The organism is Lactobacillus sp. M0393, from assembly GCF_016102025.1.
Taxonomy (GTDB): domain Bacteria; phylum Bacillota; class Bacilli; order Lactobacillales; family Lactobacillaceae; genus Lactobacillus; species Lactobacillus melliventris.
On sequence record NZ_JACFPK010000007.1, the window covers coordinates 1 to 14,767 of the forward strand.

10 protein-coding genes are annotated in these 14,767 nt (G+C 33.7%); 2 read left to right on the forward strand and 8 right to left on the reverse strand.

Annotation, left to right across the window (positions count from 1 at the left end):
• The 3 genes from H3R29_RS06885 to H3R29_RS06895 all read right to left on the reverse strand — a co-directional run.
• Positions 1-226 (reverse strand): hypothetical protein (locus H3R29_RS06885; RefSeq protein ID WP_198202882.1); only part of this gene is annotated, 226 nt, incomplete at its 3' end.
• 885 nt (positions 227-1,111) lie between these two features.
• Positions 1,112-1,960: a helix-turn-helix domain-containing protein gene (locus tag H3R29_RS06890; RefSeq protein ID WP_187156988.1), complete on the reverse strand. Its 849-nt coding sequence runs from the start codon at positions 1,958-1,960 to the stop codon at positions 1,112-1,114.
• Between the two features lie 210 nt (positions 1,961-2,170).
• Positions 2,171-3,757, reverse strand: coding sequence for an ABC transporter ATP-binding protein (locus H3R29_RS06895; RefSeq protein WP_187156989.1), 1,587 nt, complete (start codon positions 3,755-3,757; stop codon positions 2,171-2,173).
• 671 nt (positions 3,758-4,428) lie between these two features.
• Here H3R29_RS06895 and H3R29_RS06900 point away from each other — a divergent pair.
• Positions 4,429-4,683: a hypothetical protein gene (locus tag H3R29_RS06900; RefSeq protein WP_187156990.1), complete on the forward strand. Its 255-nt coding sequence runs from the start codon at positions 4,429-4,431 to the stop codon at positions 4,681-4,683.
• A 427-nt stretch (positions 4,684-5,110) separates the two neighbouring features.
• On the opposite strand, the gene H3R29_RS06905 is transcribed toward H3R29_RS06900, so the two are convergent.
• The 3 genes from H3R29_RS06905 to H3R29_RS06915 form a co-directional block, all read right to left on the reverse strand.
• The gene (locus H3R29_RS06905; protein ID WP_198202883.1) at positions 5,111-6,034 is read right to left on the reverse strand and encodes a type II toxin-antitoxin system antitoxin SocA domain-containing protein; all 924 of its coding nucleotides are present in this window, start codon (positions 6,032-6,034) and stop codon (positions 5,111-5,113) included.
• Between the two features lie 13 nt (positions 6,035-6,047).
• Entirely contained in the window at positions 6,048-6,338 is a 291-nt protein-coding gene (locus tag H3R29_RS06910; RefSeq protein WP_045927268.1) for a type II toxin-antitoxin system MqsR family toxin, read from the reverse strand.
• Between the two features lie 265 nt (positions 6,339-6,603).
• A complete protein-coding gene (locus H3R29_RS06915; RefSeq protein ID WP_198202884.1) occupies positions 6,604-12,357 on the reverse strand; it encodes a S8 family serine peptidase in 5,754 nt (1,917 codons plus the stop codon).
• A 251-nt stretch (positions 12,358-12,608) separates the two neighbouring features.
• Between H3R29_RS06915 and H3R29_RS06920 the strand changes: the two genes are divergently transcribed.
• Positions 12,609-13,514: a peptidylprolyl isomerase PrsA gene (locus tag H3R29_RS06920; RefSeq protein ID WP_198202885.1), complete on the forward strand. Its 906-nt coding sequence runs from the start codon at positions 12,609-12,611 to the stop codon at positions 13,512-13,514.
• 335 nt (positions 13,515-13,849) lie between these two features.
• On the opposite strand, the gene H3R29_RS09155 is transcribed toward H3R29_RS06920, so the two are convergent.
• Both H3R29_RS09155 and H3R29_RS09195 read right to left on the reverse strand, forming a co-directional pair.
• Positions 13,850-14,122 (reverse strand): hypothetical protein, encoded by a 273-nt coding sequence (locus tag H3R29_RS09155; protein WP_294830938.1) that lies wholly within the window; start codon positions 14,120-14,122, stop codon positions 13,850-13,852.
• Positions 14,123-14,208: 86 nt separating this feature from the next.
• The gene (locus H3R29_RS09195) at positions 14,209-14,340 is read right to left on the reverse strand and encodes a hypothetical protein (protein ID WP_255525001.1); all 132 of its coding nucleotides are present in this window, start codon (positions 14,338-14,340) and stop codon (positions 14,209-14,211) included.
• Positions 14,341-14,767: the final 427 nt, after the last annotated feature.

The following is a 14,767-nucleotide window of genomic DNA, read 5'->3' on the forward strand; positions in this document are numbered from 1 at the left end:
AAGCACCCTTTTTTAGCAGCCCATTCGTTTTAAGATAAGAATATTTTTTCTTACCCTTTTTGTTATAAACACGAGTCTTATGATTTAAGGTTAGCTTGCCTTGCTCAGAATTTACATTTGACGTAGTAGTTTGAGCTTGATCAATATTAGTCGTAGTAGCTGCTATTGATGCTATTGTCAATATTCCAGCTACTAAGCTAATAAACAATTTTTTGTTAATTTTCATTGTAATTACCTCTTTATCCTTAAATTCTAATAGCTAGTTGGTTAGTTGTCTATTAAGGACTACCTTTACTGTACCAGGGCAACCTAGCATAATGCACATTAAAGGAAGCTAACTAGCCACTATCATATGAAATCTTTACGGTAAAGACAATCGAAATAGAATAATCGTCACTCTTACGGGTGCAAGGCTTATCAAAGAGAAGGTGATAAACAAAAATCATCTTTTTACCGGTAAACAAAGAAGTGCAAGAAAGCTCGATTGCACAATACACTGGATCAAACCCAGAAAATGCTTAATCAGTCGCAACAGCTACAATTAATAGTTGAAGAACTTAAAAAAATTTCAGATCCTCCAACTAAAAAAGACCACCAAAAATCATGGTGGTCAAAATTCTTCTAAAGATGATATTATATCTGTAGCACACAAAAAGTATTACTTTGCAGAGTAATACTTCGATTTATATTGAGTTCTTAAAACATTATTCTTTTTTGAATAATGTTTTTTGTTAGCGTCAATTCCGTCTAGCTCGATCGCCAAAGACAATACCAGCTTCTAAAAAAAATTTTTCTACCATCTCCTTTATAGAAAACTTACTTATCTTTATAATTTTTTCCTGGTCTAAATTTTATAAATAATCCATCTGCAAATGCTTCATAAATATGATCATCTACTTTAGACCTAATCTTTAAATCTTTGCTTAACTTACAAAACATTTTTCCCATGTTTCTAATCAATCTAAATTGAGCCCAATATGAATTAATTTACGTAATAAATTTTCAATTTTCTTACTCCTTTCTATTTACTCCTAGTTTATTACGATTTTATATAAGCATATAAAAAATGTCATATTTAACTCTTAATGGTTTGATATGACATTTAAAAATCTTATTTATTAGCAAGCATTAATTCTTCAAGCTCTTTACCATAACTGGGCATACCAGCAATTTTTATACATTTAGTTATTGTTTGTACTTCATCAAGATACTTGGAATTTTGATCATAGTGATATTTGATTATATTCTCAAAAGCTGGGGCAATAGTTTTATAGAAAAATATATCTGGTTTTGTTTTGATTTGTTGTTCACTACTAACATAAAATGCTGTTTCTTCAAATTTTTTGTTACGAATACACAAAATCATCATATTAATAATTATAGATAAAACTAACTTCTGAATATCTATACTACTTGAGCCAATAAACTGACGTATTACTCTTTTTGAAATCAATAAATTACTATCTAAATCATAAAAACTCATAAGGTTGCAGTACAATCTTAAATTATCAGAATTAAAATGAGAAACATCAAACGTTCTCTCTTTCAATCTATCTATAACGCCACTATCAATACTGGAAAGATTTTTGTTAATTATTGCAATAAAGATATCAATTATATCTAATTTATCTTCTTTATTTGGAAAATCACTTTCTGCAACAAAATTTCGTATTTGCTGCAGATCATGCACAGAATTTTGATAATACGCTTCATTAACCATTCTATCAATCTCTAGGTTCTCGTCATGTACGGTCTTCGCCTGGTGGTTTAACTTACCAAAAAAATCAGTTAATGAAATTTTGTTAACGTTTAATAGTTCAATTAAATTATCTGCTGAAATGCTGCTTAAATTTTTTTCAACTTTTGCATAAAATGACGGGCTTACCACATCATTAACCCATTGTTTTTGTGTTTTCCTTTGCTGAATGCGACAGTCTTTTAGTAATTCACCAATTGTCATTTTAATTTCCTCAACTATTTGATTAACTATCAAATATTAAACTTTTTGATTTTATTATAATCAAAAAATATAAAAGTATCATAAAATTTAAAATGAAAATTATATAATACTGAGGTAAAAATTGGTTATTACATTCTGTCAATGTCTAATGTCTTATTTTATGTTATTTAATATCGCAACCAAGTAAGTACTCTTAGAACCTTTTACAACTTATTTTTTATCGTCAAATTGGTATTGATTAAAATCAACAACTACATCATACTTTTGCAGTTCTTCTGGATCGTAATGATGAATAACTTCAACAAAAGTAAAGTTTGAATCAAAAATATATTGGTGAATTGCCTTTGATGAAGTTTTATCAAGTGAAGCATTAATTTCATCCAGTAATAAAATTGGTCGATTGGCTAAAATAGCCCGTGCCACCTCAATTCTGGACAATTGGCCACCAGATAGTTGATCTGCATTGTCACCTAATTGATAATCAAATCCCTTTTCTTTAATTAATTGTCCTAACTGTAGTCCTTGACATACCTCAAGAACTTTTTCTTTAGCTATATTGGCTCCTAGAGTTAGATTAAACCAAAGCGTATCAGAAAAAATAACTGCACTCTGGCTGGAATAGGCAAACAACTTAGTAAACGATCCTGCCGCTACTTCGTTATGATCAAGTATAATTTTTTTAGATTTACCATACTTACCATACATTAGAAACTGTAACATCGTAGATTTCCCTGATCCTGAGGGTCCGATGACCGCAACTTTTTGGCCAGACTTAATATCAAGATTAATATGTTGTGCTAATACCTTATCCTGACGCATTAAATCTAGGTCTCGCACTTGTAGCTCATTAAATGTAGGATTGTTGGTTTGTTCACGCTCCACATTATCTGCTTTTTGTATATATTGCTTTATCTTTCGAACAATTGGCTTTGTAGTAGACAAATTATTTCGTTCTTGCAAAATTTGTAAAATTGGATTTACAAATGAATTAGATAATTGCGTTATTGCAAAAAGAGCACCTAAAGTAGTTTGACCTTTAATTACTAATGCAATACCAATTGCAAACGGCAATAAATAAGTACCCATAATTGCAATTGCATTAAGAAAAGCACTGGTATTAGTATTAAGCACATTCATCTTGGCTAATTTTTCTTCTAATTGGTTAACTTTATACTGATTTTGTTTAACTGCATTATCCTGCTTATCATATAAATTAAAGGTAGCAGTACCAGATAACAAATTTTTAGTTTGATTAACATATTTATCATTAGCATTTGTCCAAGCCTCTGCAGCATTTTGAATAGGCTTTTGGAAAAAGGTGGAAACAATTGTTGGTATAACCGAACCAATAAAGAATATTATTGTAAGCTGCCAATTTAGATACAAAGCGAATGCCATAGCAAATACAACCGTGTATGAATAAATCAGAATTCCTATTTCAGCATCATAGCGATTTGTTTCCAAAAGTTTAAAATCATTAGTTAAAAAGCCTAAATTAGAAGCATCTTCTTGCTCATCCGAGAGCATACCCCTCATCACTTTAAGCCTTAACTTAGTATTGACCTGCTTAGCAGCGTCTGCTTTAAGATAATCAAAAATTAATGTGGCGATTAAAATTAAGATCAATAACAAAATGTTTTTACCAAAAAAGATTGGAATAGCTGCAAAATTTTTAGCCGTTGCCAAATTAATTAACGAACCAACAATGTATGCTGTAACAATATTCTGCATACTGGAAATTAATCCAAAAATATTTAAACAAAAAAACTTAAAGTGCGAATAGTATTTATAAACCATGATTTTCTTTTCCTTTCAAAAAACCTTCGTTATTTATATAAATAATATAATTGCCTTTTTATTTTTATTAATAAAACTGTCATATTTGACGCAAATAAGGTGGATATGACAAATCCAAAAGCTAACAGAATTTATTTCCTATCCACTTTCACCTATGCCAAAGTAGATTAACATAGTATATTAATTGAAGTAGAGCTAAATCCAAGTAGCTAGCAACTTTAAAAGGTACATAAAAAATAAAGCAGTAATCAAAAAGAGGTAGGACAAAAGTCCATTTCTTTCTGATTACTACTTAAATAACCGAAGCATCTTTTCGATTAAATTGGCTAATTTATCAAAATCTTGTCCTAGCTTGCGCAATGCAGGCGTTAGACTGGTTAGTAGTAAACACTTCAGAAGAAATAAAAGTACAATCCTTCCCATGCTATCACCTTTTTTCGGGGAGGATCGAAAGGCGTACTTCACTATTCTATCATGTGTTCTTATGCTATAATTTCAGTAGAAGAAATAAAGTGCGATCTTTGCATGCAAAAGAGGCGTACTAGACGTCTAGGCAATCCAGTGGATTGCCTTTTTGTATATCTACACTTTGACAAGACAGTCGCTTACTGGACTGCACGAACAATCGTATTTATTTATCTTTAAAATAATTTAAAAGGTGTGACTATAACATGAATACTACTTTAGTAATAATAATTATTTTAGCTTTAGAGCTTCTGCCAATTGATACTTGGCTTATTAAATATAATATGGTGATTGCTAAACCTATATTTTTTAGTTTAGCGTTGATTGCCGTGTTTGTTCTCTCTCTATTAGGCTTTTCAAAAGCTTTTCATTGGTATGATTATCTAATAGCGGTTATTGCATGTATTTATGAGTGGATAATATTCTTTAGAAATGCCAAAAAATCAGCAAAAGCAAACTAATTAGCTCTGCCAAAGCAACTTACTATAATGCACATTGAACGAAGCTGTTACAAAGAATAAAAACTTAAAGGCTGATTTAGCAATTGCTTATAAATTTTAACCAATATAGCAAGGTTACGTTATTTCCCCTGCCCGCGGTTGTAGCCACCGGCTGTTTAACAACTTTTTAAGACCAAAAAATCTGTTTTTTTACATTGCTTAAAGCTCTTCTGCTTTCTACAACAATTTCTTGCACGCTACTAATTCATTCACGTTATAGTGTTGGATATAAAAAAGAGGACTTGTAAACAAGACCTCTTCTCTGAATTTCAAGCAGCCGTTTTTAAGGCGGTTAGCTCAGTTATATATTAAGCAAAAGACTGATACTACAACTTAATAAATGTATTGAGCCCCAAATTAGGACACTTATTATTTATTCTTTCTCAAACTATTCTTCTATTCCTCGATTAAACGAATCAAAAATCAACTGATCTTTAATTATTTCTCTATCCGGAGTTAAATCCCATGGTGACCCAGACCGATGAGTCCGCTTACTTAATCGAGCAGCATTGTAATTAATGTAATCATCATTAACCTTATCTAGTAAATCGGCAATTTCACCATCTTTAGAAACCAAGCTATAGTCATTCATGGCCTCTTTGTCTGGTTTATCAATATCTAAAACACGCTTACCATTAAACTTTTTATGTACTTCAGTTATTGCTGGACCGTATTGTAAATGAATAATAGGGGAAGAAAACAGCCTACTTCTAGTTTTAGCTAAAAATCTACCATATGCAAAATAGAGAAGCTTATTGACTTTCATTTGCGTTAATGGATCAATGTTCAAATCATTATCCCGCTCAAAGTAATTCTCAACTCGAAACCAATTGGCTAACTGTACAGCAGTGAACTTAGGTTGCTCAGGTTGTGATTCCACAACACTATCACTATGGTTCAAATAGGAATTAACTTTTGCTATCAATTCATCAGAATATTTATTCTTCTCATCAGAAATATATTGTTCAAGTACATTATCGCTTTTTATGAGAGCTTTTAACAACCTATTATTAGCCTTTGTTGGAAATGCACCCGCTTCGTAAAGAGCAATCGTATTTGGACTCAATCCGGTTAACTCTGCTAAATTACGTTGTGTTAAACCAACTTTAGCTCGATATTGTTTTATTTCTTTTGGTGACAATAGACCCATTTCGTCACGATATTTTTGACGGGCAATTTCAGCAGCTTGATCATCTAATGCCTTATCTGGAATCAGTTCATTGGTTTTACTGTCAAAAAGAGCTGGTGCTGTTACTGTATACTTATGTCCAGCAATAGTATAAATAGTAGTGAAATCCTTTTGGTAAGCCATATAAACCCCTCCTTTAATAATCAAGATGGAAACTAATAAATACTACTTTTTGATTGTCTTCAGTAAATACGAATTTAATGTAGTAAGTTTGGCCATCGCTTGTTTTAAATACCCAGACAAATTGTAATGGATTACTTCTATTCGGTTCATGTTTGACAAAATCACTGATTGACAACTGCTTAACTATTTCTTTCGCCAAAGTTACTGAAACTGGCATTGCCATTTTGTCTCTTCTTTGAACCATTTGAAAATGATCATGCTTCACCAAGAATTTTAGCCTCGCTAATGCCTCAGCAACTTCCATTACAAACTTCCAAATATCATTTCTACATTATTATAGCTTCTACTACTAATCAGTAGCAACTAGCAAATATTATACTTTGTAGTTCTATACAGATTGGCAGAACAAGGTAAAAGAAAAAAGAGCCAAGCAGTTTATTAGCTACTTGGTTCTTTTCATTTACTCTTTATCATCAGTATTTATCAAAGAGCTGAATTTGATCGTCTTTTAAAATCTAGAAACTATTTTCTTAGATAAGTTTCATATGACAAGACTAGTTATGAATCATCTATTTTACAAGATGAACTTTATAGAAGTTTACGCTCTTGATGTATTTACCTTGGCCAACTCTATATGTTGTCTTCTTGTATTTCTTTAAAGCCTTATATTGATCACCGTAGACAGTCACAGTTGTACCCTTTTTGAGAAGCTTACGTGATGCCTTCTTACCATTAGACTTGTAAACATATGAGTTTCTCTTCAGCTTAGCCTTGGTACCAGTAACATTTCTTACACGAACATATTCATCCTCATCTACTAGCTTGTAGAAATGTTGCCCATTAAATGTATAAACCTTTAGCTTATCATTTTCAACTACAAGGTTAAGGAAGCTATATGCCTTGGCAATCTTAGAAGTCTTCTTAAGGTCATTAGTGTAAAGAATAGACTTAAACATTACCTTAGTTGATTTACCCTCTTCTTTGGCATCCTTATTTTCCACATTAGTCTTGCTCTTATCTGAAGCAGTTGTATTTGCTTGTGAACTAAAGTTATTAGCGATTGGAGTGGTATTAGTTGATGGATTAACCCATGGGGTAAATGATTCAGTGCGCTTAACAGTTAAATGTTTGTCTGCTTCATCCAATGCAGCGCTAGTAGTTTGGACATCTTTTAATGTAGCATTCTTATCTGCTAAAACTTCCTTGGCCTTGTCTAATGCATTTATATAAGTCCTCTTGGATTCATCAGTGTATTTGTTCAAGTTCTTCTTAGAACCAGCGTCAACCTTAGCTTGAAGTTCCTTCTTTGCTTTTGGCAGATTATTATCTGAAGTATCTTTTTCTTTATCAGTCAATGCCCTTTCTGCTTTAGCTAATGCATCAGTTGCAGCCTGGACATCTTTCAATGTGGCGTCTTTATTTGCTAAGACATCTTTCGCCTTGTTTAAAGCTTCTTCATAAGTCTTCTTGGACTCATCAGTGTATCCACTCAAGTCTTTCTTGGCACCAGCGTCAACCTTAGCTTGAAGTTTTTCCTTAGCATCGGATAAATTCTTGTCATCTGCATTAGGTTCGGTTTTCTTATCAAGATCCTTGACCTCTACAGATTTAACACCAGATTCATTGCCATATTTATCAACGGTCTTGAATTCAACAGTTCCATTTTCAGTGACTTTGAGTCCATCAGCTGGCATATCCTTGAATGTCTTGCCAGCATCAACACTGTAGACTACCTTTGCATCAAGTTCCTTGGTAGTAGCTTCAAGGAGAGCAGACTTGCCATCTATTGCTACGGTTTGCTTTACATCAGGCTCATCTAAGGTCTTTTCCGGTTCATAGTAAACAACTAAAGCTTGAGTAGTTTCATTGCCTTGAGAATCAGTTACTTTAACATTAAAAGTATTCTTACCCTTCTTCAATTCAACTTCATACTTAAAGTCCTTCTTGACACCTTCCTTACTGTTATAATCTACATCACCCCAGGCAGATTCAATGTTATTATCATTGATTGATAGGTCATAGAACTTGTAATCATCAGCCACAGTACCAGAAATTGTATATTTATCCTTGTTAGTGTAAACAGGACCATCATTATCTAGGGTTAAAGCAGGTGATTCTGCATCTACATAGAAGCTTAATCTCTCTTGAGTAGTTTCTCTAACAGTTGAGTCACCAATCAAAGTAGATACAATCTTAGCACCGTGAGTACCAACATTTAGAGTTACTTCAAATGTTTGATCAGAATTGATCTTGACGCTCTTACCATCGATTTGCAAAGTAGTAGTTGGTCTCTTTACCTTACCCGTAATAGTCAACTCGCCAGTTTTAGGATCATAGTTTTTGGTATCAGCGCTAACGCTGTTAGTACCCCATTGAATGCCGTCATCGAATATAACATCACTGCTTCTTACAGTTGTTTCACCACGATCACTAGACTTAACCTTTTGTTCAACACTAGATGAATTACCGTCTTCATCAGTTGCCACAATATTAAAGTCATTTTCACCAAAGTTTACTGGTAGTTCAATAGAGAAGGTATGATCAGCATTCAGCTCAACCGTTACGTCGTTTTCGCCATCTTGCTTAATTACTAATGACTTAGTATCATCGCTTACCTTACCTGAAAGCTTAACAGTAGCTTCAGAGGTTTGTGCCAATTCAGCTGATGAATTCTTGCTTGCATCATAGGTATCATTCTTATCAACGGTTAAGCTTTCAACCTTAGCCGGGACAAGACTAACTGTAATTTCTTTTTCTTTAATGACGGTCTTATGATCAGCATCAGCATAGAGGGTGACCGTTGTCTTGTAATCATCCTTAGTAAGTGGAAGTTCAGCAGCAAATGTCTTGTCGCCATCACTTTCGATATCTAAGTCGTGAGTCTGACCATTCTTATCAGTATAAGTACCATATACCTTGCTTGGATAAGTACCTAAAAAGATAAAGGATCCAGTGGCAGAGTAGTAGTTGTTAGTTGTTGAGGAAATCTTATCTGGTAAACCGCCATCTCTAAGAACCAGGCCAAAGCTAGTTTCACCTGGCTTATTGCTTTCACCTGAAGCAGTTACTGCATTTGAAGCATTATCAAATAGAGCTACAGCAAAGTTATTAGTACCTGCTTGTAAAGTTTTCACCTGTTCAGGAGATAAGACGATTTCAACCCTTTGGAACCCATCCTTATCTGCCTTAGCAGTTGGATCATATGTTAATTGACTGATGATACCGTTTACAGAAACATTTGCGTCACCACTCAAGCCACTAAGATCATCCTTAGCTTCGGCAGACAAGTAGTAGCGAGTCTTTTCTTGGCCATTGTCATCCTTTTCTGTACTTGATTCTAGCTTGAGGTTCTTTAATACCGGTTTAACACTGTCTACCTTAACGGGCATATCGTAATGCTGCTCTGTATTTGTGCCATCAACAGTAGCAGAGATTCTGTAAGTGTATGTTCCATCAGGTACTTTAACTGTCTTATTAGCTTGTTGGTCAAAATACGTGCCGTCCCATTCAGGAGCTTCATTAAAGTAATTGTATGTTTGAGCTGGTGCGTAATAGTACGACTTAGCAGCATTACTTAACGAAGCTAAAGTATTAATTACTTTACCATCTTTATCCAAAATTTGAACCTTAACGTTATTAGCATTTCTGTATAAGTAATAAACTGGTTTAAACCATTGGAATTGAACATTATCCGCTGTAGAAATTGCGAATTTTGAAGAATCAAATGCAACATTACCGTTATCATCGATGCCTAAGCCCGGGTTAGCACTATCATAATCATTACCAACGGTTACAAAAGTTCCCAAGATATAATTGTATGGTTGGAATACGTCTGGATCATTTAGGCTAGCAAAGATTGGCTGATCTGAACTTGCCCAGTCGCCAAAGAATCCCATGTATGGTAGACGCAATTGTGAATTATCTGATCCATTAAAGGTCAAAAATCCTTCAACATACTGATTTTCTTTAAAATCAGCAGGTAATGTTAATGTAATAGTAAGTTCCTTAGTTGAATTTGCAGCTACAACTACATCACCATCAGCTTGAACTGAAGCACCATCGATTTGCTTGTCATACAAAACTGAACTACTATCAGTAGCAGAAGTATAAACATCTGATTCTTTACCATTATCGGTTAACTTATACGTTAAATCATTATTTGTTCTATTGGTAAACTTAACTTGGAATTTGAGAGTTCTATCTGTGAAGCTCTTAAGCTCAACACCTGGATAGCCATTGCTACCAACAACGGTTGAAGGATTTTTAACTAATGCCTGAATAGTAGCTTGTGCATTGATAAATCCAGCACCTTGTCTACGAGGTGAAACGATTACATTATCATGACTAATATCAGTATGAATACTTGCAGTATTCATTTCCAAAGTTTTGATAAATGCTGTTCTTTCATTCGGAGTCATCTTTTGATAAGTTTCATAGAAAGAACCCTTTTTATCATTCATTGCTTGACTAGCAAGTGCTTGCGTACCAGCAATAAACGGAGAAGCCATAGAAGTACCTGACATGTTAGTATAGCCATTATTATTTTGAGTTGACCAAATATTTCCACCTGGAGCTGAGATATCTGGCTTAAAGGCTAAGTTAGAAACAGGCCCATATGAAGTAAAGCTGGACATTAAATCCGTCTTAAGAGCTGAATTATCTAATGGCTGGACAGCAATGCTTACCTTTAATGCTTCATCAGGATTTTTTGCAATATATTCTATTAGCTTGTTTCCTGCATCCTCTGATAATCCAACAGTAGGAAAACCAGCATTAAGTTGCATGTTATTTAATGCACCAGCTTGATTATTAACAATGACTAAACCCGCAGCCCCAGCTTCTTGTGCAAACTTTTGTTTATCTGTAAAAGCAAGGGTCCCACGCTTAACGATGGCAATTTTACCCTTAACATCAGATGTATATTGATTTGCAGAACCTGCACCTAATTGCCCATTTTTATCTTTAACAACATAGAATTGCTTGTCATTAAAGAATGAACGATCAGTACCTGCTGAAAGTTGTGTAGTTTCTGGACCTGCTACTACAGTTTTACCATCAGCTGAAGTAAAAGTTATACCATCAGTAGTAACTTTACTATTCTCCGTTGATGCAACCGTTGTAGCAGTTCTGGCAGTACCCGGACTGCCTATAGTTTCCATGTCTGGATTGCCATAATATGCCTTATTGTCTCCATCAGCCTTTGAGTTTGAGGTTCCAGAGTTACCAGCAGAAATTACAGCAGCAGTACCTGTCTTAGCAGCACGGTCAACAGCTGCAACTTCTGGATCATCATCGGTTTGCTGACCAGAAATAGAACCTAGGGACATGTTTAAAACATCAGCACCAAGTTTAGCTGAATCATCAATTGCTCCAATAATGCTAGTAGAATCAGTAGAGGCAGAACTAGCTGAATTAGAAAAGGCCTTCATTGCTAATAATTGGGCTTCTGGGGCAACACCTACAACTGAATTAACAGAATCTGAAGTACCATTGGCAGCTACGATACCTGAAACGTGCATACCATGTTGTTCGCTAGAATTATTATCAGTAATATTGTCATTATTATCTGAATAGTTATGGCCATATGGGACCTTTTCAGTAAAGTAGCGACCATAACCAGCTTCTTTAGTGAAAGCATTAACCTTTGCTCTAGTTAATTTCACTTTAGATTCATCACTCAAACGTAAATCTTTATGATTAGGATCAATACCTGTATCGATGATAGAAACTACAGTGCCTTCGCCTTTGTATTTATAATTATTCCAAACTGCGGAAACATTAGCCATATTGTCAGCAGAAGAATCATTGGCATAGTAGACTTTTGCCAAAGTAACTGATTTAACGCCTGGAATAGCTCTTAATTTTTGAATATCTTTAACCTTTGCTTTAGTAGCAAAACCGTTAACTACATAACCATAGCTTTTGCCAACTGCTTGGTGGGTAATTGCCCTTACCTTTGCTTTAACTGTAGCCTGTTTGGCAATTACTTTTTTTGTAGCCTGCTCAATTTCTGCACTACTTGAATTTGTGCTTACCGAACCATTTGTAGCTGCAGGTGCAGCAGACAATTGAACAATTACATCAACATATACATTTTGCTTTTCGTTAGAAGTTAGATGCTTGAGATTAACTCCTTTTGCAGCTAATTGTGCTTCAATTGCTTTATTTGTTACGCCAGCTGTAGCTGATTCTGCTGCTTTAGAGCTTTTTGCAACAGTTTTTGTTTGACTGTCAACACTAGCTTTAACTTGCTGTTCAGTATTAGAGAATACAGATAGTGCAGCGGCACAAACCAGTACTCCCATATACTTGTTTTTTTTCATAAATAATCCCCCAAACATTAATTAATAATATTATCAATTTAATATTATAGAGTAGTAAATTAAAAAATCAACCAACTTTTTATTAATAATATTATTTGTTTTTAATATTTTAATTAATTTATTCTTGTTATTTATGACGACTTTGCCTGCTATTGTGGTACGTTCTTGCTTACTGCTTTTAATCTAATTGAATTAAAAGTTACAATCTGCTTTAATAATTAGATAAAAAAATCTTCATTGGAGGAGATAAAATGGAAAAATTATTAAAAGGTGTAATAACGACTGTAGCTGGTATTTCCTTACTAGGTTTAACAGGCTGTTCAAAATCAAATAATGCAGAAGTTGCTCAATACGGGAAAGATAAAAAAATTACGCAACAAGAATTTTATAGGGAACTCAAGTCAGCCCCTACAAGTAAAAATGTTTTAGCTAATTTGTTAATTTATGATGCTCTAAAAGCCCAATATGGCGGAAAGTTGAATTCTAAAGAAGTTACTCAAGAATACAATAATTATAAAGAGCGCTATGGCTCACAATTTGATGAATTTTTAGCACAAAATTCATATACTAAGTCATCTTTTAAGAGAATGATTCAAATTAACCTACTTAGTGAAATTGCATTGAGGTCTCAAATCAAGCCAACAAATAAGCAATTAAAGGCAGAATGGAAAACATATCAGCCGAAGATTACTGTGCAGCATATTTTAGTAACTAGTCAATCAACAGCTAAAGAAATTATCAATCAATTACGCAATGGGAAAAGCTTTTCAAGTTTAGCAAAAACATATTCTGTAGATAGTTCTACCAGCACTAATGGCGGTAAATTAGCACCTTTTAATCAAGAAAATAAAAATTGGGATTCTACTTTCAAAAATGCCGCATATAAGCTTAAAAATGGTGAATATACTAGTACTCCAGTAAAAGTTACTAATGGTTATGAGATAATAAAAATGATTAGTCATCCAGCTAAAGGGAGTTTTGAAAACAATAGAGCAGAACTAACAAATAATCTTTATACCAAATGGGCTGCAAATTCTACTGTGATGAGAAATGTAATCAGCCAAGTTTTGAAAGACCAAAACGTCAAAATTACAGACAAAGATTTAAAATCCGCATTAGATCAGTACAAAGGATCCACAAAATCAGGGTTAAATTAGAGTTTAGTTGTTTATAAAATCAACTTGAATACTTATCAAAAATTCAAGGTTAATTTAAATATCTAATCAATCAGTTCAGTATTATATGAACTGATTTTTCTTTTTCTCAAATAACGCTCTTATCACTATTTGTGAAGCATCTGTAAATATAATTACAACTATATTTCTATTTTTAAATACAATTTGCAATATTTACCTATATTCAAAATAATGCATTTGATATGCTTACTATTGATATTTACTAAGGACAGCTATATCAAGTTCTTGAATAACAAAAGGCAGTTAGTTCAATGAACTACCTGCCTTCAACTTGCTATATTTGTAATCAATGCTACTTAACAAGAAGCATCATTTTTTCTTTTCTTTAAAAAACGAGTTATTGCCGTATATATAGCAATGACCATAACTACAGATACATAAACTGTACCCAACATGATTTCTGTGAACCAAAAATCCTTTATTGCGCTCGCCTCATGGACTCCAAAAATCATAGTGCCAAAACTATAATATGCAGAAAAAAGTGTGATCAAAACCAATCCGACAACTATAATCAGTAATAAACTTGTTAGCCAATCTAAAAACCTTTTAATAGAATTCAAACTTGTCACACTTTCTATTGCGCTAGAGTATACAGCAAATACTTACTTAAAATAGTTTAATTGTAGCAAAAAGCGCTTTTTAGACCAACCCAAATTTAGATATAAGTATCCTTTTGCAAATTATACATATTACGGTAATCCGCATTACGTCTGATTAATTTTTCGTGTGTATCAAAGCCGAGAATTCTACCATTTTGTAAAAAGAGAATCTTATCTGCATATTTCACCGCAGACAAGCGCTGAGTTACAAAAATAATCGTTTTGCCTTTGTTTTCTTTCGGTAAATTGTAAAACAGAGTTTGAATTTTATGACTGGCCTGAATTCAAGAATTTTTTAGATAAAATGTCTAACTTTTTAGTTGCACTTCAATTGGACCTAAGTACATCTGGAGGGTTTTACTATGGTCAATTTTCCGTTGAACAAAAATTATAGGCACTCAGCTTACATGAGGAGGGCTACAGCACTGTTCTGTGGCTCAAACAATTGACACTGATTCACATCAACTAATTGATACCTAGACGAATACTTACAATTTCAAACTTAACTAAAAGCCGTGGCATCCACCAGTCCATACCGCGCAAAGGCAACGGACTGATGGTAGGCTTTCTTTGGCACCTTAAAGTGGAATATGTTCTACGGCTTTGAACAGACCT